The organism is Serratia sp. Sp408 (assembly GCF_057180665.1).
In genome coordinates this window covers 1496530-1515549 of the sequence record NZ_JBXUFT010000001.1, presented here as the reverse complement: position 1 = coordinate 1515549, position 19020 = coordinate 1496530, and the positions used below count along the sequence as shown (strand labels likewise).

At 55.3% G+C, this 19020-nt stretch carries 17 protein-coding genes; 6 read left to right on the top strand and 11 right to left on the bottom strand.

Going from position 1 to position 19020, the window contains the following annotated elements; translation table 11 throughout:
• Positions 1–77: 77 nt before the first annotated feature.
• Entirely contained in the window at positions 78–158 is an 81-nt protein-coding gene (gene ydgU / locus AC2AXP_RS07125) for a small membrane protein YdgU (RefSeq protein ID WP_458575476.1), read from the bottom strand.
• Positions 159–229: 71 nt separating this feature from the next.
• Positions 230–505 carry an acid resistance repetitive basic protein Asr gene (asr, locus tag AC2AXP_RS07120; RefSeq protein ID WP_088499701.1) on the bottom strand — a complete coding sequence of 92 codons (276 nt, stop codon included), beginning with the start codon at positions 503–505 and terminating at the stop codon, positions 230–232.
• 164 nt (positions 506–669) lie between these two features.
• On the opposite strand from asr, the gene AC2AXP_RS07115 reads away from it, so the two are divergent.
• The gene (locus AC2AXP_RS07115) at positions 670–1584 is read left to right on the top strand and encodes an alpha/beta fold hydrolase (protein ID WP_198773050.1); all 915 of its coding nucleotides are present in this window, start codon (positions 670–672) and stop codon (positions 1582–1584) included.
• A gap of 177 nt (positions 1585–1761) precedes the next feature.
• Here the strand turns inward: AC2AXP_RS07115 and AC2AXP_RS07110 are convergent, their stop codons facing one another.
• From AC2AXP_RS07110 to folM, 4 genes are read right to left on the bottom strand one after another with little or no spacing between them, the layout of a single operon-like run.
• Positions 1762–3258 (bottom strand): carboxypeptidase M32, encoded by a 1497-nt coding sequence (locus AC2AXP_RS07110; RefSeq protein WP_484381524.1) that lies wholly within the window; start codon positions 3256–3258, stop codon positions 1762–1764.
• Between the two features lie 26 nt (positions 3259–3284).
• Positions 3285–4595, bottom strand: a complete 1311-nt coding sequence (gene rstB, locus AC2AXP_RS07105) for a two-component system sensor histidine kinase RstB (protein ID WP_004962689.1) — start codon at positions 4593–4595, stop codon at positions 3285–3287.
• Positions 4592–5317 (bottom strand): two-component system response regulator RstA, encoded by a 726-nt coding sequence (gene rstA, locus AC2AXP_RS07100; protein WP_039992717.1) that lies wholly within the window; start codon positions 5315–5317, stop codon positions 4592–4594. The genes rstB and rstA overlap by 4 nt, the downstream gene beginning before the upstream one ends.
• A gap of 56 nt (positions 5318–5373) precedes the next feature.
• Complete coding sequence (gene folM / locus AC2AXP_RS07095) at positions 5374–6096, bottom strand: dihydromonapterin reductase (protein ID WP_004962696.1); 723 nt, start codon at positions 6094–6096, stop codon at positions 5374–5376.
• A 131-nt stretch (positions 6097–6227) separates the two neighbouring features.
• On the opposite strand from folM, the gene AC2AXP_RS07090 reads away from it, so the two are divergent.
• Entirely contained in the window at positions 6228–6635 is a 408-nt protein-coding gene (locus tag AC2AXP_RS07090) for a hypothetical protein (protein ID WP_004962699.1), read from the top strand.
• A 27-nt stretch (positions 6636–6662) separates the two neighbouring features.
• On the opposite strand, the gene AC2AXP_RS07085 is transcribed toward AC2AXP_RS07090, so the two are convergent.
• Positions 6663–8054, bottom strand: a complete 1392-nt coding sequence (locus tag AC2AXP_RS07085; RefSeq protein ID WP_484381523.1) for an amino acid permease — start codon at positions 8052–8054, stop codon at positions 6663–6665.
• A 242-nt stretch (positions 8055–8296) separates the two neighbouring features.
• Entirely contained in the window at positions 8297–9247 is a 951-nt protein-coding gene (ydgH, locus tag AC2AXP_RS07080) for a DUF1471 family protein YdgH (RefSeq protein WP_004962706.1), read from the bottom strand.
• Between the two features lie 532 nt (positions 9248–9779).
• Here ydgH and pntA point away from each other — a divergent pair.
• The 3 genes from pntA (at position 9780) to fabV (ending at position 14140) form a co-directional block, all read left to right on the top strand.
• On the top strand, positions 9780–11309 hold the full coding sequence (pntA, locus tag AC2AXP_RS07075) for a Re/Si-specific NAD(P)(+) transhydrogenase subunit alpha (RefSeq protein WP_484381522.1): 1530 nt from the start codon (positions 9780–9782) through the stop codon (positions 11307–11309).
• 10 nt (positions 11310–11319) lie between these two features.
• Entirely contained in the window at positions 11320–12708 is a 1389-nt protein-coding gene (gene pntB, locus AC2AXP_RS07070; RefSeq protein WP_004962716.1) for a Re/Si-specific NAD(P)(+) transhydrogenase subunit beta, read from the top strand.
• A 238-nt stretch (positions 12709–12946) separates the two neighbouring features.
• Positions 12947–14140 (top strand): enoyl-ACP reductase FabV, encoded by a 1194-nt coding sequence (gene fabV / locus AC2AXP_RS07065; protein WP_004962719.1) that lies wholly within the window; start codon positions 12947–12949, stop codon positions 14138–14140.
• 92 nt (positions 14141–14232) lie between these two features.
• Here fabV and uspE read toward each other — a convergent pair whose 3' ends face one another.
• From uspE to ogt, 3 genes are all read right to left on the bottom strand, one after another.
• On the bottom strand, positions 14233–15195 hold the full coding sequence (gene uspE, locus AC2AXP_RS07060) for a universal stress protein UspE (RefSeq protein WP_004962722.1): 963 nt from the start codon (positions 15193–15195) through the stop codon (positions 14233–14235).
• Positions 15196–15322: 127 nt separating this feature from the next.
• Complete coding sequence (locus AC2AXP_RS07055; RefSeq protein ID WP_004962724.1) at positions 15323–16087, bottom strand: fumarate/nitrate reduction transcriptional regulator Fnr; 765 nt, start codon at positions 16085–16087, stop codon at positions 15323–15325.
• Positions 16088–16436: 349 nt separating this feature from the next.
• Entirely contained in the window at positions 16437–16961 is a 525-nt protein-coding gene (gene ogt / locus AC2AXP_RS07050; protein WP_004962727.1) for a methylated-DNA--[protein]-cysteine S-methyltransferase, read from the bottom strand.
• Between the two features lie 274 nt (positions 16962–17235).
• On the opposite strand from ogt, the gene olsF reads away from it, so the two are divergent.
• Positions 17236–18957 (top strand): bifunctional ornithine lipid synthase OlsF, encoded by a 1722-nt coding sequence (gene olsF / locus AC2AXP_RS07045; protein ID WP_004962730.1) that lies wholly within the window; start codon positions 17236–17238, stop codon positions 18955–18957.
• The last annotated feature ends 63 nt before the right edge of the window (positions 18958–19020 follow it).

Below are 19020 nucleotides of genomic sequence, written 5' to 3'. Positions count from 1 at the left end.
TATAGACTGAAATCATCATTCTGGGGATGGTCGGTAATTGATTTTTCGATAAATTTTTATGCGTTACGCCAGGAAAATCACAGATAAAAAATCGTGGCGATCAGCCCGCAGGCAATCAGGGCGATCAGGATGATTTCGAATAAATAACGACGCAGCATCAATGAGAACCCCCGATAAAAAACACCCGGAGAACCGGGTGTGACACAAGGTGGCTGAGGTTAGGCCGCAATCAGGCTGCCGGTGTGCTGGACGCTTTCTTATGGCTGGCTTTTTTATGCTGCTTTTTGGCCGCCTGGGCTTTCTGAGCTGGCGCTTTTTTAGCGCTGGCCTTCACCTGTTTCTTGGCGGCCTGGGCCTTCTGTTCGGTGGTTTTCTTGGCATGGTGTTTGGTGACGTGCGACGATTTAACCGGTGCGCTATGCGCGGTGGTGGCAGCGTCGGCAGCAAACGCAACCGAAGACAAACCCATTGCCGCAGCAACAACCAGAGCGAATACTTTCTTCATGATTACATCCTCAAATGATGGTTTATCTATCAACCCCACAGCGGGGCCGGTGAAAAAATCATAGAGCAATGCCTCAGTGCGTTCCGTGAGTGATTGGTTTCGGCGTGTAACCTTATGTACGTGCGCTACAATAGTGGCTCGATGACCATGATAAAGGACTGTTTATGCAGCAGATAGCGCTACGAAAAGGGCTGACGGACAACGGCGAACTGCCGATCGCCTATGAAGATTGGGGAGATCCTTCTCATCCGCCGCTACTGTTGATTATGGGGATCGGGGCGCAGATGCTGCTGTGGCCGGATGCGTTTTGCCGCGATCTGGTAGAGAAAGGGTTTCGGGTGATTCGTTTTGATAACCGCGACGTTGGACTTTCCGGTAAAACCCAGCAGCGCCGCCGCCAACCGTTGTGGTGGCTGATGATACGCGCGCAACTGGGCTGGCAAAGCGAAGTGCCTTACTGTCTGGAAGACATGGCGGCCGACGCGGTGTCGCTGCTCGATTACCTGCAGATAGCGCAGGCGCACGTGGTCGGCGGCTCAATGGGAGGGATGATAGCGCAAGTGCTGGCCGCCGAGCATCCAGATCGCATACAGACGCTGACCATTCTGTTTTCCAGCACCAACCAACCGCTGCTGCCTCCGCCGGCGCCGTCGCTGTTGCTCCATCTATTGCGGCGCCCGCCGACCAACGCCACGCCGCCGCAGCAGCATGCGTTTCTCAAGCAGCGTCTGGCGATGTTGGCCAGTAAAAGCTATCCGATGGACGCGCAGGAACTGGATGATTTGGTCACGCGCTTGCTGGAGCGGGGGGTGGATAACGAAGGCTTGCAGCGTCAGCTTTCCGCTTTACTGGGCAGTGGCGATCTGCGGCGTTATAGCCGTCGCATCCAGGCGCCTACGCTGGTGATTCATGGCAGCGCCGATCGCATGGTGCGCAAGGCCGGTGGACTGGCGGTCGCAGGTGCGATACCGGCGGCAAAATTACAGCTGATCCCCGAGATGGGACACGATCTGCCGCAGCCGTTAAGGCCGCTACTGGCAACGCTGATAGCCGAACACGCTACGCCCATCCAGCGTTGATTCACCGATGCGCCAGAGGGATTATCGGCGCTTGTCGGCTATTTTAGTTACAACATACATATGGAGAACACCCCGCCAGCCATCTGTGACTATGGCGAACAAGGTCACCGCCGTGGGTCATGAAACCCTGTCGGCCAAACAGGGGAGAAATGGCGCGGGTTTTCCGCGCCGGAGAACTTACAGGTAACGGTTTTCCAGATGCTGACGGAAATAGTGCGGATTAAGCGACTCACCAGTGGCATTGACAATCAGCGTTTCCGTCGGGTAACGGCTGCCGTGACGCCAGATATGTTGTTGCAGCCAGTGGAACAGAGCGCTGAGGTCGCCGCGTGCAATGTCATCGCTCAAATTCGGCAACGCATTGCCAATGGTGGCGAACAGCTGTGCGGCGTACATGGCACCCAGCGTATAGGTAGGGAAATAGCCAAACGCACCGTCGGTCCAATGAATATCCTGCATGCAGCCGTTGCGGTAATCGCCAACGGTGTCCAGCCCGAGATACTGCTGCATTTTCTCATTCCACAACGCCGGAATGTCGTTGACCTCGATATCGCCCTCAATCAACGCCTTTTCGATTTCGTAGCGCAGAATCACGTGGGCCGGGTAGCTGACTTCATCCGCATCAACGCGGATCAAGCCTGGTTTTACCCGCTGGTTGAGGCGGATGAAATTGCCTTCTTCCAGCGCCGGCTGATCGCCAAACTGCGCGACAACCAACGGCCGCAGGATCTTCAGGAAGTCGCTACTGCGCGCCAGCTGCATTTCAAACAGCAGGCTCTGCGATTCATGAATCGCGGTGGAGCGCGCCTGCGCTATGGGTTGTCCCAGCCAGTCGCGCGGCAGATTTTGTTCATAACGGGCGTGGCCGGTTTCATGAACGATGCCCAGCAGCGCGGTGAGGAATTCCTGGTCGTTGTAGCGGGTCGTGATACGCACGTCTTCAGGTACGCCACCGCAGAAAGGGTGCGCGCTGACGTCGACCCGGCCTGCGTCAAAGTTGAACCCCAGCAATTTCATGACGCTCAGGCTCAGTTTGCGCTGGGTGTCGACATCGAACGGGCCTTGCGGCATCAGGCACGGTTGCTGCGCCTGTTTGGCGACCACTTTTTGCAGTAAATCCGGCAGCCAGGTTTTCAAGTCGCCAAAAATACGTTCCAGATCGCTGCTGCGCATGCCAGGTTCGAACAGATTGAGCAGCGCATCGTAACGGCTGCTGCCGGCGGCCTGAGCACGAATCTGCGCTTCTTCGCGGCTGAGTTTTACCACCTCGCGCAGATTGTCGGCAAATCCCGGCCAATCATTGGCCGGGCGCTGTGAGCGCCAGGCGTGCTCGCAACGGGCGCCGGCCAGCGACTTGGCTTCGACCAGCCACTCAGGCATCAGCACGGCGTTGTCGTAGTGACGGCGCATTTCCAGCAGGTTGGCGCGGTCGGTATCGTCCAGGGACTCCTGCTGCGCCTGCTCGAGCAACTGGCCGGTTTTTTCAGCGGTCAACAGCTGGTGTTGCAGTACGCTCAGCTCCGCCAGCGCTTGTGAACGCGCCTTGCTGCCACCGGGCGGCATCATGGTTTGCATATCCCAGCCGGCAATGGCCGAGAGATGGCCGAAACGCGACAGACGGCTGAATAGGCTACGTAACTGGTGATAGGCGGATGAAGTATGTGCAGATGTCATGTCTCAGCTCCTGAATAGCGATCCGGTCAGCTTAACTGCGGATCGGCTTTGAGTAATAACGAATATTTGACTGGCCAACAGAAACGGAAGCGGGCGCCGCCGAGCGGGCTGGCGTCTACCTGTACCTGGCCCTGGTAGGCCAACGCAATGGAATGTACAATCGCCAGCCCCAGGCCGCAGCCGCCGGTGGCGCGATCGCGGCTGGGATCGAGGCGAACAAACGGTTCGAATACCCGCAGACGCTCGTCCGGCGGGATCCCAGGGCCGTCATCCTCGACCTGCAGGCAGGCGATATCACCGTCGAACCACAAACCGATGCGTAACCGCTGCTGCGAATAGCGCAGCGCATTGTTGACCAGATTGTCCAGCACGCGCTCCATCAGGCGCAGATCGACGCCGCCAAAGTCGCCGCGATGCGGTATATCCAGCTCGATATCGCGCTGCGGGTGTATCACGCGGATATCCTCGACCTTGTCCTGCAACCAGCCGGGCAGATCCAGTGGCTCGATATTGAGGGCTACCTGCGGGCGATCGAGGCGCGCATAAGTCAGCAATTCGTCAATCAGCGACTCCAGCTGGCCGATATCACGGTTGAGCGCTTGTTGCTCGGCCTCGGCCAGGTTATCGCTCATGGCCAACCGGTAGCGTAAGCGTACCAGCGGGGTGCGCAGTTCATGGGCGATGCCGTCGATCAACTGTTTTTTGCTGGCGATCAGGGTGTTGATGTTGTCCGCCATCTGATTGAACGCCACCCCCAGTCGATTGAGGCTGGATGTAGGATCAAAATGGGTACGCTCATCCAGGTGACCGGCGCCGAGCCGCTGTGCGGCGTTCTCCAATTTGAGTAAATCCTGCCAGTGCGGGCGCATCCACAGGAATACTGGCAGCGCCAGCGACAGGCCGATAAACAGCAGCAATGCCAAATCGAGTAATCGCATCTGGTGCAGGTAGAACAGATAGGGGATCGGGCCGACGACCAAAACATAGTGGCTGCGTGGGATGCGCTGCATGAAGGTGTATTGATCGTCCAGCGCGATGATCTCGCCCAGCCGCAGCCTTTTTTGCATCTCTTCGCTGAGTTTCTGCTTGCCAAGCGGTTCGATGTGCAGTTGGAATGACAGGTTCAAATCCAGCGTATCGATGGTTTTGTTCCAGTCCTTCAGCGGGATCTCACGCAGTTCGCTACGCATCAGATACAGCGAACTTTTCATCAGGTCATCCATCGACTGGCGTCCGGCGCGTTCTGCGGTCACTTTGTATACCAGCCCGACCAGCATCGCCATCACCAGAAAGCAGACGAACAGCAACAGAAAGAACTGAACGAAGAGTTTCCTCATTGTTGCGCCGACTCCCAGGCATTGGGGGCGAACAGATAGCCTTTGTTGCGCACCGTTTTAATCCGAAACGGTTCCAGCGCGTTGTCATAAAGTTTGCGGCGCAGACGGGAGATCGCCACGTCAATGCTGCGATCCATACCGTCATAGCTTACGCCGCGCAGGCTTTTCAGCAACGCTTCGCGATCCATGATTTGCCCGGCGTGGGTTGCCAGTTCCCACAGCAAATCGAAGTCGGAGGTAGACAGGGTGACGCTTTCCTCTGCCAGCGTTACCTGGCGGTTGACCGGGTCGATGCACAGCAGGCCAAAATGCAGCGCGTTATGCTGCGTCAACGGCGGCACGCCGTCCTCTTTGCTCTGCCCGCCATGCTGGCGCAGGTGCAGACGCAAGCGCGCCAACAGCACCGCCGGCGGCGTGGTTTTCAGTATGTAATCATTGGCGCCCATCTCCAGCGATAGAATATGGTTCATGTCGCTGTCGAGCGAGGTGAGCAGCACGATGGGGCCCGGGAAGATTGGCCGCAGATCGCGGCACAGCGTCATGCCGTCTTTGCCGGGTAGCATGATGTCCAGCAGCACCAGATCCGGCTGCTCCTGTTCAATCCGCGCCTGAGCGGTGTCGCCGCGCGGCTCCACCAGCACGTCGATATCATGTTTACCCAGATAGGCGGCAATCAGTTTGCCGACCTCCTCGTCGTCTTCTACAAAAACAATTTTGTGCATTTTTTGCTTATCAACCAGACGGGTACGGCGCCACGCGCCGTGCCGGACCATAGGGATCAACGTAGTGGACGTCCGCCATCCACGCCATGGGTACGGCCGGTGACGTAGCGACTGGCCAGCAGGTAATTGACCAGTTCGACCACTTCACTTTCGCCGGGGGCAACCTTCATCAATGACTTCTGCAGCGCCTGCTGGCGATAGGCTTCATCATCGCCCGGATTGAATATGATCAGCGAGGGGGCGATGGCGTTGACCTTGACTTCAGGTGCCAGCTTGCGGGCAAACGAGCGCGTCATATTATCCAGCGCTGCCTTGCTGGCGGCGTAGGCGATGTGTTTATCGCTGCCTTTTTCCACCACGTAATCCGTCAGGTGAATGATATCCGCCCCGGCCTGGCCTTGCCCTCGCAGGCAGGATTCCAGTAACTGATTGAGCAGATAGGGGGTATACACGTGTATTTGCAGCATTGCGGCCATGGTGTGTTCCGGCGGCGTTTGCGGCGATTCGGCCAGCCAGGCGCTGGCGTTGTGGATCACCGCGCGCAATTTTTCCGTGGTTTGCTTCACCCGATCGGCAAACTGATAAATGCCGTCGTGGCTGGAAAAATCGCCCTGAATGCACATCGCTCCCAGCGCCTTCAGTTCTGCCAACGCCGGATAATCGCTACGGTAGGCAATAATCACCGGCACATCGCGTTGCAAAAAGGATTTGGCCAGCGCCAGACCAATCCGGCGGGCGCCGCCCGTGATCAGTACCGGCGCCGAGTGTGTATGTTCCATCGTTTAAAGCTCCTGCACAGGCTGGCAAACAATAGGGGAATTATGCCATTATACGGCAGAAAGTCGTTATAGCTTCGCATCGATTATCCATTTCAGGATGTTATACACTGGCCAACAGAGGAATTGAGGGGATGAGCAACAGCCACCTTGCATCCGTCGCGCACAGTGAGAAAATCTGCTTTGATTACATGGATTTTCTGTCATCATCGTGCAAGAAGCACTGGCGCTTCATAGATGCAATTTATGGTGTGATGCCTATTTTTGGCATGGTATTGAAATCGCGCGTGGCCACCACGCAGACGCGCAAAGAGCATTTGAAAGAGCTGGCTTTACAGGTAGTTTCCACGCAGGTCAGCGATGAAACCAACATCATTCGTCTTATCGATCTGGCGCAACAGCAGGGGTTGGCGGTATTTGATATCCAGCTGCCGTATGCGTTAGACAAAAATCAGCTGGCGGCGATTCAGCAGGAATGCGCCGAACGGGTGGTGGTGACGCAGGTGGGTGAGCGCATTACCATTGCTGCGCAAAAAAAATGACCGGGTATTCACCCGGCCTTTTTTATCTTATTGCATCATAAACCAACTGGCGGGCACCGTGGCTATCAGCAGCAGGAAAATGCTGCTTTTCTCCAGTCTGCTCAACAGCTTGGCGCCGTCATGCCCGCGTCGGGCGTAGATAAACACCAACAGACCCGGCGCATACAGCAATACCGACATCAGCAGATGCATCAACCCCGATGCGTACAGCAACCAGATCCCATAAAGACAGGCACCGCAGGCGGCAAATATCAGTCGTTTGTCATTGCGCTTGAGCGCGACTTTAAACAGAAATGCGCCAACCAGGAAATAGGGGACCAGGATCATTTCGGAGGCGATGGTCAGCAGCGAATTATAATTACTGCCGGTCAGCCAGATCAGCACCAACGCCGCCTGTACCGCACCGTTGGTCAGCCATAATGACGCCGAAGGGGCATGGTTCTTGTTTTGCTTGCAAAAGATTTTTGGAAACGCACCGTGTTGCGCTGCCAGCAGTGGCACTTCCGCCGCCATGATGGTCCAGCTCAGGTAAGCGCCACAAACGGAAATAATCAGGCCGGCGGCGATAATCACGTCACCCCAGGGGCCGATCAGATCGACCATCAGCACTGCCATCGACGGATTGCGCATCTGCGCCAGCTCGCTGCGCGGCACCACGCCGAGCGCCAGCAAGGTTACCAGCAGGTAAACCCCCAACGCCGAAACCACCGCCAGCATGGTGGCGAGGCCCACGTCTTTTTTATGCCGCGCCCGTGCGGAAACTACCACCGCGCCCTCTACGCCAATAAACACCCACAGGGTAATCAGCATGGTGTCCTTGACCTGTTCCCATACTGGTTTACCGAGCGCGATGCCATGGAAGTCGAGGGTGAAGATATCCATTTTGAAAGCCATTGCCGCCAGTACCGCGAATAGCCCCAGCGGTAATAGCTTGGCGAGGGTTGCGGCCAGGTTGATGCTGGCTGCGGTCTGTACCCCACGCAGTACCAGGGCGTGAACCACCCACAGCAATAGCGATTCGCCAATCAGCGCCTGCCAGGTGTTGCCATCGCCGAGAATCACCTCACCGCCGCGATCGGTGAAAATGCTCAATGCGGCAAAGACGATCACCAGATAGGAAACGTTGGCGATGACCGCACACAGCCAATAACCCCAGGCGGAACAGAAGCCCACCAGTTCGCCAAAACCTTCTTTGGCATAGGTAAAAATACCGCCATCAAGATCGGGACGCAGTCGCGTCAGCAGCAGCATGGCGAAAGCCAGGAATAAAATGCCAACGCCGGTGATACCCCAACCAAGCAGCAACGCCGCCGGGCTGGCCACCTCCGCCATATTCTGTGGCAGGCTGAACACGCCGGCGCCAAGCATTGAGCTGAGCACCAGAGCGGTTAACGCGGTTAGACCTAATTTTTTTTCCAATGACGGTTCCCGAATACAGAATAAACAGCTGGCGAGCGCCTATTGAACAGCAAGAACGCAATGAGATTAATTGCGAACAGAGACAATAGCCCTGAATTTGGCGCGAATTTTACGGATGGAAGCTGCGGGATGCAATGATTGAATATGCGTAATTGGCAAAAAATTATTCAGTCGATTCTGAAAATAGCGCAAAAAAAGCGGGCAGCGCGATGGCTGCCCGTAGTGACTCGATACCGTGCGGATTATTTGAACAAATCGGCGCTGACGGTCAGATTGCCGCCGCTCTTGTTCTGCCATTGGCGCGTGACGTGATAGTACTTGGCGCCTTTGGCCGCTGCGCGTTTGGCGACTTCGGTCGAAACGTCGGTCATGCTGTTGAAGTGGCCGGTAAAGGTCACTGAATCAAACGGCTGCATTTGCGCGGCAGTCACGTTGTTCACTTCCTGAATCTTGGTACCGTCAGGCAGCGTTACAGTGTAGCGTTGACCGGTCGACGACTGGGTTTCAAAGAAACGGCCCACGTCGCGGCTTGGCGAACCGGAAGAGGCGACGCCAGGGATTTCCACCTGCGCAGCAGCGGCACCGCCAGCGGCCAGCGCGGCCTTGCCGGCTTCAGAGTCGGCAGGAATGGCATCCGGGCTCTGTACCACGCGTTTCGGCGCGTCGGCCTTGTAGATATACGCGGTGACGTATTGGTTGCCGCCCTGGTTGGCATCAACCTGGCGTACGATAAAGAAGGACGCAGCGCCTTTTTTGCTGGCTGCTTTTGAAATGGCGTCGTTGACGTCAGGCTGGCTGCGGAAGAAACCGCTAACGCTGACGGTATCATAAGGTTCCAGCAGATAGGCCTGATCTTTCGGCAGTTCTTTAACGCCGTTGAACTCGCGATAATTGGTGTCTTTGCTCACTTCCGGCGCATCTTTATGATAGATGTCTGCGGTGACGCGCCAGTTGCCGCCATTGTTGGCGTTGTTGATGTCTTGAATATAGAAGGCGTCGGCGCCCAGTTTGTCTGCACGGCGGGATACTGCGTCGGCGGCTTCATTGATGGCAATAAAGCGCCCGGTAATCGTGATGCGATCAAACGGCTTGATTGCCGCTGCTTTTTCAGGTGTCAACTCTTGCGCCGCATGAGCAGAGAGCGCAGTGAGTGTAAACAAGGCTGACGCGATGATCGTGGTCTTCAGCTTCATAAAAAATCCTTTCGCCTAGCGCATTAACGTTTATAACGTGCTGAACTGTTGATGTGTCATTCAGCCGTTGATTATTACATGTATTCTTGGCAGGTGTCTCAGCAATTTATGTCATAGCGTGCGACAAATCTGTTTACTCCACCAGGGTCGCTTTGGCAAATAAATTCCATAAGTTTCGATAATAAAGCGTTTAGCGAGATAAGCGTTAATTATTCACAATTCCATAACTTTTATGCGCCGGTGGCGCGTGGCTACCGCAACTCTGCCAGCCGTAGCCAACAGAAATAATGTGATTTTCCACGCTTTCAAGAGCAGTCTCTGACGAAAAATTGCGGTGCGTCATGGTCTGGAGTGAATTTTTATGTAAAAACTGACGGATTGGCCCAAGCAACAATGGATCATCGATTCTATTTTCAGTAGGTTATAGATAGCGCTGTCAATTATTTGCCAACAACGGCGGCTCACGCCCTGTCGGCCGGCGCTATCGCTATGGGGTAGGACGATAAAAAAACATAATTCGGAAGGGAACATTATGCGTATTGGTGTACCAAGAGAACGGTTGGCCAATGAAGCCCGCGTTGCTGCAACGCCGAAAACGGTAGAGCAGTTGCTGAAACTGGGCTTTAGCGTCGCGATTGAACGCGATGCGGGTAAATTGGCAAGCTTTGACGACGTCGCTTATGAAGCGGCTGGGGCGACGATTACCGATAACGCCGACGTCTGGCAATCGGATCTGATTTTGAAGGTCAACGCACCGCAGGATGATGAAATCGTCCTGATGCGCGAAGGCAGCACCCTGGTAAGCTTTATCTGGCCGGCGCAAAATCCGGAGCTGATCGAAAAACTCGCGGCGCGTAACGTGACGGCGCTGGCGATGGATTCCGTGCCGCGTATTTCGCGCGCGCAATCGATGGACGCGCTGAGTTCAATGGCCAACATTGCCGGCTATCGCGCGATTGTCGAAGCGGCACACGAATTTGGCCGCTTCTTTACCGGCCAGATCACCGCCGCCGGCAAGGTACCGCCGGCCAAGGTGATGATCATTGGTGCCGGGGTGGCCGGCCTGGCGGCTATTGGTGCCGCTGGCAGCCTGGGGGCGATCGTGCGCGCCTTCGATACCCGCCCGGAAGTCAAGGAGCAGGTACAGAGCATGGGTGCCGAATTCCTCGAGCTGGATTTCGAAGAGGAAGCCGGCAGCGGCGATGGCTATGCCAAAGTGATGTCCGAGGCGTTTATCAAGGCGGAAATGGCGCTGTTCGCCGCGCAGGCGGAAGAGGTTGATATCATCGTCACCACCGCACTGATCCCTGGCAAACCGGCACCGGTGCTGATCACCAAAGAGATGATGGCCTCCATGAAGCCCGGTAGCGTAATCGTCGACCTGGCGGCGCAAACCGGCGGCAACTGCGAACTGACCGTGGCCGATCGGGTTACCGTGACCGACAACGGCGTGAAAATCATCGGTTATACCGACTTGCCAAGCCGCTTGCCGACCCAATCCTCGCAGTTGTACGGCACCAACCTGGTTAACCTGCTTAAACTGCTGTCAAAAGAGAAAAACGGCGAAATCGACATCGATTTCGACGATACCGTCATTCGCGGCGTTACCGTGGTGCGCGAAGGCGAAGTGACCTGGCCGGCGCCGCCAATCCAGGTTTCTGCCCAGCCGAAGCAGGCACAGCCGGCGGCGCCGATGGTTAAAGAAGAGAAAAAACCGCTGTCGCCGTGGCTCAAGTACGGCCTGATCGCGCTGGCCATCATCCTGTTCGGCTGGCTGGCGGATGCTGCGCCAAAAGAGTTCCTGTCGCACTTTACGGTGTTTGCGCTGGCCTGCGTGGTTGGCTACTACGTGGTATGGAACGTCAGCCATGCATTACATACCCCTTTGATGTCGGTCACCAACGCGATTTCAGGGATTATCGTCGTCGGTGCGTTATTGCAGATTGGCCATGGCGGCTGGGTGAGCTTCTTCTCCTTTATCGCCGTGCTGATCGCCAGCATCAATATTTTCGGTGGATTCACCGTCACTCAGCGCATGCTGAAGATGTTCCGTAAAAACTAAGGGGTAACACATGTCTGGAGGATTGGTTACAGCTGCATACATTGTTGCCGCTATCCTGTTTATTTTCAGCCTTGCCGGGCTGTCTCGCCATGAAACCTCGAAGCAGGGCAACCTGTTCGGCGTTGCCGGTATGGCGATCGCGCTGATCGCGACCATTCTCGGGCCGGACTCCGGTAACGTTGGCTGGATTATCATTGCGATGATTATCGGCGGCTCGATCGGCATCTATCTGGCGAAAAAGGTAGAAATGACCGAAATGCCAGAACTGGTGGCGATGCTGCACAGCTTCGTCGGTCTGGCGGCGGTGCTGGTTGGCTTCAACAGCTATCTGGATCATGGTACCGCGATGGATCCGGTGATGGAAAATATCCATCTGACCGAAGTGTTCCTCGGTATCTTCATCGGTGCGGTCACCTTTACCGGCTCGATCGTGGCGTTTGGCAAACTGCGCGGCATTATTTCTTCCAAGCCGTTGATGCTGCCGAACCGCCATAAATTGAACCTGGCGGCGCTGGTGATTTCCTTCCTGTTGCTGGTGGTGTTCGTGCGTACCGACAGCCTTGGGCTGGAAGTCATGGCCTTGTTGCTGATGACGGTGATTGCCCTGGCCTTCGGCTGGCATCTGGTGGCGTCTATCGGCGGTGCCGATATGCCGGTGGTGGTGTCAATGCTCAACTCATACTCCGGTTGGGCGGCAGCGGCGGCCGGTTTCATGCTGAGCAACGATCTGCTGATCGTCACCGGCGCGCTGGTCGGTTCCTCCGGCGCCATCCTGTCCTATATCATGTGCAAGGCAATGAACCGTTCGTTTATCAGCGTGATAGCCGGCGGTTTCGGCACTGACGGTTCTTCAACCGGCGATGCCGAAGAAATGGGAGAATACCGTGAAACCACGGCGGAAGAGGTGGCCGAGCTGCTGCGCAATTCCTCTTCGGTGATCATCACGCCAGGGTATGGCATGGCGGTGGCGCAGGCGCAATATCCGGTGGCGGAAATTACCGAAAAACTGCGTGCGCGCGGCATCAAGGTGCGCTTTGGTATCCACCCGGTGGCCGGGCGCTTGCCGGGTCATATGAACGTATTGCTGGCAGAGGCCAAGGTGCCGTATGACGTGGTATTGGAAATGGACGAAATCAACGACGATTTCGCCGATACCGATACCGTGCTGGTGATTGGTGCCAACGACACGGTCAACCCGGCGGCGCTGGAAGATCCTCGCAGTCCGATTGCCGGCATGCCGGTGCTGGAAGTATGGAAAGCACAGAATGTGATCGCCTTTAAACGCTCGATGAATACCGGCTATGCCGGCGTTCAGAATCCGCTGTTCTTTAAAGAAAACACCCAGATGCTGTTTGGCGATGCCAAGGCTAGCGTCGAGGCAATCAAGAACGCGTTGTAAACACCGCGCTTGCCAACGCGGGTCGCCAATGCCGTTCAGTTAACGCTGAACGGCATTTTTATTTTGCTTTTGGTTGAGTAATTTTAGCGCTGGTGCCTCAACTGCCGGGTAAATTGTGCGGAATATCACGCAAAATAGGCTATAAATTATGCAAGCCAACACATCAGATGACAATTTTGAGCCGTAATGCGGTATCTTATGTCCCGATTTCATCCATTTAACGGATCCTAGACCCACTATGATTATCAAACCTAAGGTTCGCGGTTTTATCTGCACCACCACACATCCGGTGGGCTGTGAAGCCAATGTACGTCGTCAGATTGCCTATACCAAGCAACAGGGCGCCATCGCCAATGGCCCTAAACGCGTGCTGGTTATCGGTGCTTCTACCGGTTATGGCCTGGCCTCCCGTATTGCTGCCGCTTTCGGCAGCGGCGCGGCCACCATCGGCGTATTCTTTGAAAAGGCCGGTACCGAAAGCAAACCGGCTACCGCCGGCTGGTACAATTCCGCCGCGTTTGATAAAGCAGCCAAAGAAGAAGGTCTGTACGCCAAGAGCGTCAATGGTGATGCTTTCTCCAACGAATGTCGCGCCAAGGTTATCGAACTGATCAAGCAGGATCTCGGCCAGATCGATCTGGTGGTGTATTCCCTGGCATCGCCGGTCCGTAAAATGCCGGACACTGGCGAAGTAGTGCGTTCAGCGCTGAAACCGATTGGCGAGGTGTACACCACTACGGCGATCGACACCAATAAAGACCAAATCGTTACCGCAACGGTTGAGCCTGCCAACGAAGAAGAAATTCAGAACACCATTACCGTGATGGGCGGCCAGGACTGGGAATTGTGGATGTCCGCACTGGAAGAAGCCAACGTGCTGTCTGAAGGCGCCAAGTCCGTAGCATATTCCTATATCGGCACCGATTTGACCTGGCCAATCTATTGGCACGGCACGCTGGGGCGCGCCAAAGAAGATCTGGATCGCGCCGCTACCGCCATTCGTGGCGATCTGGCAGCCAAAGGCGGCACTGCACACGTCGCGGTGTTGAAGTCAGTGGTAACTCAGGCTTCTTCTGCAATCCCGGTCATGCCGCTGTATATCTCGATGGCCTTCAAGATCATGAAGGAAAAGGGGATCCACGAAGGTTGCATGGAACAGGTCTACCGCATGATGCGTACCCGCCTGTACGGCGACGACCTGGCGCTGGACGACCACGCCCGTATCCGCATGGATGATTGGGAGCTGCGCGACGACGTGCAACAGGCCTGCAAGGATCTGTGGCCGTTAATCACCTCGGAAAACCTCAGCCAGCTGACCGACTACACCGCCTACAAACAGGAATTCCTGCGTTTGTTCGGTTTCGGCCTGGAAGAGGTGGATTACGACGCGGATGTCAATCCGGACGTGCGTTTCGACGTAGTCGAGCTGTAATTCAGCCGGTCGTAACAGCAATAAAAAAACAGGGCCTTTAACGGCCCTGTTTTTATTGTTATTGGCGAAGCGTGCTATGACTGTCCTGCGGCTCAGTCTTCATCATCGTGCTCGTCGTCTTCATCGGCCTCGATGGGGCAGTTGAAGTCCGCCGGTTTGATCACCAGTAAATCACATTTCAGATGGTCGATCACATGTTCAGCCGTATTGCCGATAAAGGCGGCGGAAATACCGGTGCGCCCAAGGGTACCCAACACCACCACGCCGGCTTGCAGATGCTCGGCCAGGTCCGGGATAACCTCTTCCGGCAGGCCTTTTTCTACGTGGGTAAATTCTTCGTTGATGCCGAATTTCTGTCTGAGGGCTTTCATGGCGATCAGATGTTGACCGCGAATGGCGTCGTTATAGACGCTGGGATCAAAGTCTGGCAGTTCGATTGCGATATTGATGGGAGTGACCGGGTAGGCGCCGACCAGATGAACCTCGGTTTGGTTGACGTTTTGCGCCAGTTCGACCGTTTCCTGTACCAATTTGAGATTAAGTGGGTCGTGGTAGGGTTCTTCACTCGACAGGTTAACCGCCACCACCGCTTTACCGCCCTCCGGCCAGGGCTGGTCTTTCACCATCCACACCGGGCACGGACATTTGCGCAGCAGATGCCAATCGGTCGGGGTAAAAATCACCGACTCCAGCCGATCGTGCTGGTGTGCCATTTTCAGCAGTAAATCATGTTGTCCGCTTAACACTTCCTGAATAATGGCTTCAAACGGCCGGTTATGCCACACCACTTTGACTTCAATAGGAATGCCTTCTTCGAGATAGAAGCGGCATTGCTCATTTATCCACGCGGCACGTTGGCTAATGACGCCTTGCCGCATCGCCGTTCGTTCATCCGGGGAAAGCAGGGTGGTCATTTCGTAAGAGAAATCATAGATTGGCAGGAAGGCTTTAATCCGCCCGCCATTCCGCTTCACCAGATACACCGCGCGGCGCAACGCCGGCTGGTCATCCTGGTTGGGGTCAATAGCCACCAGAAGATTCTGATACTTCGCCATAGGGCCTCCTTACAGCTGCAAATTAACAGTCTGTTAATTTACAGAGTAACCCAACATTGAAAAACAGAACAGCGGCAGTGATGAGCCGGATCAATAATTTCAGTTAATTGTTGATCCGGCGGAGAGATTAGGCGCTAACGCTAACGTTGATTCGTGGCGTACCGGCCAGCACTGAAAGCGCATCGACGTTTTCAATGGTGATGTATTTACCTTTCACGCTAAGGATTTCACTTTTTTGGAAACGCCCCAGCAGGCGACTGATAGTTTCAACCGTCAAACCCAGGTAATTGCCAATGTCGCCGCGCGTCATGGTCAGGCGGAACTCACGGGGGGAAAATCCACGTTCGGCAAAGCGTCGAGAAAGGTTATAGACAAATGCGGCCAGACGTTCTTCGGCGTTTTTCTTCGACAACAGCAAAATCATGTCCTGATCGCCTTTGATCTCGCCGCTCATCAAGCGCATGATTTGTTGACGCAAATTAGGCATTTTGCCTGACAGATCGTCCAGCGTCTCGAACGGGATCTCGCACACCATCGAGGTTTCCAGTGCCTGAGCAAAGCTTGGGTGCTTTAAGCCACCGATGGCATCAAAACCCACCAGATCGCCGGCCAGATGGAAACCGGTAATCTGCTCATCACCTTGCTCGGTGATGGTGTAGCTTTTTATGGTTCCGGAGCGGATGGCGTACAGGGATTTCAATTCATCACCGGCCTTGAACAGCGTTTGGCCTTTTTGAATCGGCTTTTTCCTTTCGATAATGTTGTCGAGCTGATCGAGCTCGTGTGCATTGAGAGTGAAAGGAATACACAGTTGGCTAATGCTACAGTCCTGGCAGTGGATCGCACAGCCACCAGACTGAATACGACGTATCGCGCGTTTTTCCGGGATCATAGAGTACGCTCATCCAGTAATTGATATGCGTCAATTTTAACATCTTTTGCGGCAGGTTATAAGTGTGACAATAGTAAGAATAGGGGTATTGTGTCGCTATTTTAGCGCCAAACAGCGATTTTTATTCTTAGGTAAATAAGAAAAAGCTTATTTATCCGTCATTCAGCCTATTCGCTGCGGCGTTGTGCGGTGGGCATGAATTGCCACAACCTCGACAGAGAGATAAGCGTTCTGCATCAATATCCGCCGTTGCCACGTTTACTCTGGCGACATGGCCGGAGAACTGGCGCCATACCCTCCGGCCATGAGTAAACGGCGGCGGTTTACCGATCTTGACACCGTCGACGGGTTAGAGCAGCGTCGTCGGCAAATAGCCTTCATGTTGCAACAACCACTGTTTGCGCTGCACGCCGCCGGCATAGCCGGTGAGCGCGCCTTGTGAACCAATCACCCGGTGACAGGGCACCACGATGCTGATCGGGTTGGATCCATTGGCCATGCCCACGGCACGGGAGGCGGTGGGGCGGCCAATGCGTTTTGCCAGCTCGCCGTAGGTGATGATCTCGCCGCAGGGGATCTGGCGTAGCTGATGCCAGACGGTTCGCTGAAACTCGGTGCCAGCGGTCATCACCGGTACCTGATTAATCGCGTCGAGTTCGCCGTCGAAGTAGCGCTGCATGATATCGGTCAGGCCACCGGGATTGCGCTGGGTTTGCAATTGGAAACGATCGGCGCGGTAATGGGTATTCAACAGTTTCATCAGGCGCGCTTTATGCTCGGTCCAATCAACGGCGCGCAGGCGACCCTGTTCATCGGCTATCAACACCAGCTCACCGACCGGCGTCGCCATATGGTCAATTAAAAATGTTTGCATGTGATCACTCCTTCATGTTGATGCACGGATTATTGCATGAAAAGTGGCGTATGGATGGCGGATTTCGGACATCAAGCTGTCGTGGCGCGGCCGGTCAATGTGCCAACATCAGGCCGTATGCAGCACCTTTAACTATAATCATCGTGTCTTTATGCTTTTGCCCTCCGGCAAACGACGTCATGCAATGAGGTTTAATCTTTCTGTCATCTGATTGACATGTCGCAGTCACGCCGCTGGCTTAAGTTTTCTGCGAATAGGCCAAGGAGAGAACACGATGTTTAGTTTGGACACCTTGTTGCAAGACGCATTTCCACATCGCAATCCCCCCGCCTGGCAGCGTAGCCTGCTGAGAAATCTGCTTTTTGAAAAAGAATTCAAACAATTTGCCGCCGAGTACCCACACCTGAAGGGCTTTGATCTGATTGAGCAAGTGGTGGATTACTTCAAGTTGAGTTGTGAACTGGTCGACGGCGACCTGGAAAACATCCCCAGCCAGGGGCCGGTGGTGCTGGTCGCCAATCATCCGATCGGTTCGCTTGACGGCCTGGTGCTATTGCGTGCGGTGGCGGCCGTGCGCCGTGACGTCAAGGTGGTCGCCAGCCAAATCCTCAGTTATATCGAACCGCTGCGCAGCCTGTTTGTGCCGGTCGACAATGTGGAATACAAAACCAACCGTCGGCAAATCGAAGCCATGCAGGCCCAGTTGGATAATCAAGGCGTCTTGATCGTGTTTCCGGCCGGTGAAGTGTCGCGCATCAGCCCGCAGGGTATCCGCGATGGCCACTGGCATACCGGCTTTGTGCGGCTGGCGGCCAAGGCGCGAGCGCCTATCGTGCCGATTCATATCAGCGCACGTAACAGCAATCTGTTCTATTTTGCCTCACTGGTTTACCGTCCGCTGTCGACGCTGCTGTTGGTGCGCGAAATGTTTCAGCAGCAGGGGGGGCGCATCAAACTACGCATCGGTGGGCGTATTCCGTTTGCCAGTTGGCATGATGGCCATACCAGCGCCCATGAGCTGGCCGAACGTTTCCGCCGTCATGTCTATCGGCTCGGTCAGGGAAAACCGGGGCTGTTTGCCAGCGAATCGCCGATTGCTTTGCCGGAAAATCGTCTGGAGCTGCGCAAAGCGCTGTCGGCCTGCGAGCGACTGGGCAAGACGCCGGACGGTAAAATCATCTTCCTCTATCGCCGTCACGATGAAACCCGCTCGCCGATCCTGCGTGAACTGGGCCGCCTGCGTGAAATTGCCTTTCGTGCCGTGGGTGAAGGTTCTGGCCGGCGGCGCGATCTGGACAGTTATGACGATGACTATTACCACCTGGTGCTGTGGGATGAAGATGAGCTGGACATCGTTGGCGCCTACCGTTTTATTCCCACCGCCGAGCAGTTGGCGAACAAGGGACTGGAAGGCATCTACAGCAACAGCCTGTTTCATTACGATCGCGATATGGCGCCGATTCTGGAACAGGGCATCGAACTGGGGCGCAGCTTCATTCAACCCGCCTACTGGGGCAAGCGCGGTCTGGATTACCTATGGCTGGGGATCGGCGCCTATCTGGCGACGTATCCGCAGTATCGCTATCTGTTCGGCCCGGTATCGATCTCTGGCGGTATGCCGGTGGCGGCACGCGATCTGCTGATTGCCTTTTATCGGTTGTATTTCTCTTCCGACAGCACGTTGGCACAGTCGCGACAACCGTATCCGGCGTCATTGCCGCAGGTGCTGGCGCAATTTTCCGGCGATAATTACCAGGCGGATCTGGTGCGATTGAAAAGCCTGCTGAGCAATATCGGCTGTTCAATTCCGACGCTATACAAACAATATTCCGAATTATGCGAACCGGGCGGCGTGCAGTTTATCGATTTTGGCACCGATCCGGCATTCAACAACTGTATCGACGGTCTGGTATTGGTGGATCTGCTGCGCTTGAAGCCGGCGCGCTACCAGCGATATATCGCGGTGCATCAACCCGATGAATCCACGCGGGCCTGAATGGCTTGTTATATTATTTTGTTATAAGTCGAGATTTGGGGCTAACGGTGGGAAAACGCTACG

What these genes read in the sequence shown, in the direction of transcription:
- ydgU (WP_458575476.1), bottom strand. Translation starts at nt 158, where the DNA reads ATGCTGCGTCGTTATTTATTCGAAATCATCCTGATCGCCCTGATTGCC.
- AC2AXP_RS07055 (WP_004962724.1), bottom strand. Translation starts at nt 16,087, where the DNA reads ATGATCCCGGAAAAACGCGCGATACGTCGTATTCAGTCTGGTGGCTGT.
- ogt (WP_004962727.1), bottom strand. Translation starts at nt 16,961, where the DNA reads ATGCAAACATTTTTAATTGACCATATGGCGACGCCGGTCGGTGAGCTG.
- AC2AXP_RS07115 (WP_198773050.1), top strand. Translation starts at nt 670, where the DNA reads ATGCAGCAGATAGCGCTACGAAAAGGGCTGACGGACAACGGCGAACTG.
- fabV (WP_004962719.1), top strand. Translation starts at nt 12,947, where the DNA reads ATGATTATCAAACCTAAGGTTCGCGGTTTTATCTGCACCACCACACAT.
- folM (WP_004962696.1), bottom strand. Translation starts at nt 6,096, where the DNA reads ATGGAACATACACACTCGGCGCCGGTACTGATCACGGGCGGCGCCCGC.
- olsF (WP_004962730.1), top strand. Translation starts at nt 17,236, where the DNA reads ATGTTTAGTTTGGACACCTTGTTGCAAGACGCATTTCCACATCGCAAT.
- rstB (WP_004962689.1), bottom strand. Translation starts at nt 4,595, where the DNA reads ATGAGGAAACTCTTCGTTCAGTTCTTTCTGTTGCTGTTCGTCTGCTTT.
- asr (WP_088499701.1), bottom strand. Translation starts at nt 505, where the DNA reads ATGAAGAAAGTATTCGCTCTGGTTGTTGCTGCGGCAATGGGTTTGTCT.
- pntA (WP_484381522.1), top strand. Translation starts at nt 9,780, where the DNA reads ATGCGTATTGGTGTACCAAGAGAACGGTTGGCCAATGAAGCCCGCGTT.
- AC2AXP_RS07090 (WP_004962699.1), top strand. Translation starts at nt 6,228, where the DNA reads ATGAGCAACAGCCACCTTGCATCCGTCGCGCACAGTGAGAAAATCTGC.
- uspE (WP_004962722.1), bottom strand. Translation starts at nt 15,195, where the DNA reads ATGGCGAAGTATCAGAATCTTCTGGTGGCTATTGACCCCAACCAGGAT.
- AC2AXP_RS07110 (WP_484381524.1), bottom strand. Translation starts at nt 3,258, where the DNA reads ATGACATCTGCACATACTTCATCCGCCTATCACCAGTTACGTAGCCTA.
- rstA (WP_039992717.1), bottom strand. Translation starts at nt 5,317, where the DNA reads ATGCACAAAATTGTTTTTGTAGAAGACGACGAGGAGGTCGGCAAACTG.
- pntB (WP_004962716.1), top strand. Translation starts at nt 11,320, where the DNA reads ATGTCTGGAGGATTGGTTACAGCTGCATACATTGTTGCCGCTATCCTG.
- ydgH (WP_004962706.1), bottom strand. Translation starts at nt 9,247, where the DNA reads ATGAAGCTGAAGACCACGATCATCGCGTCAGCCTTGTTTACACTCACT.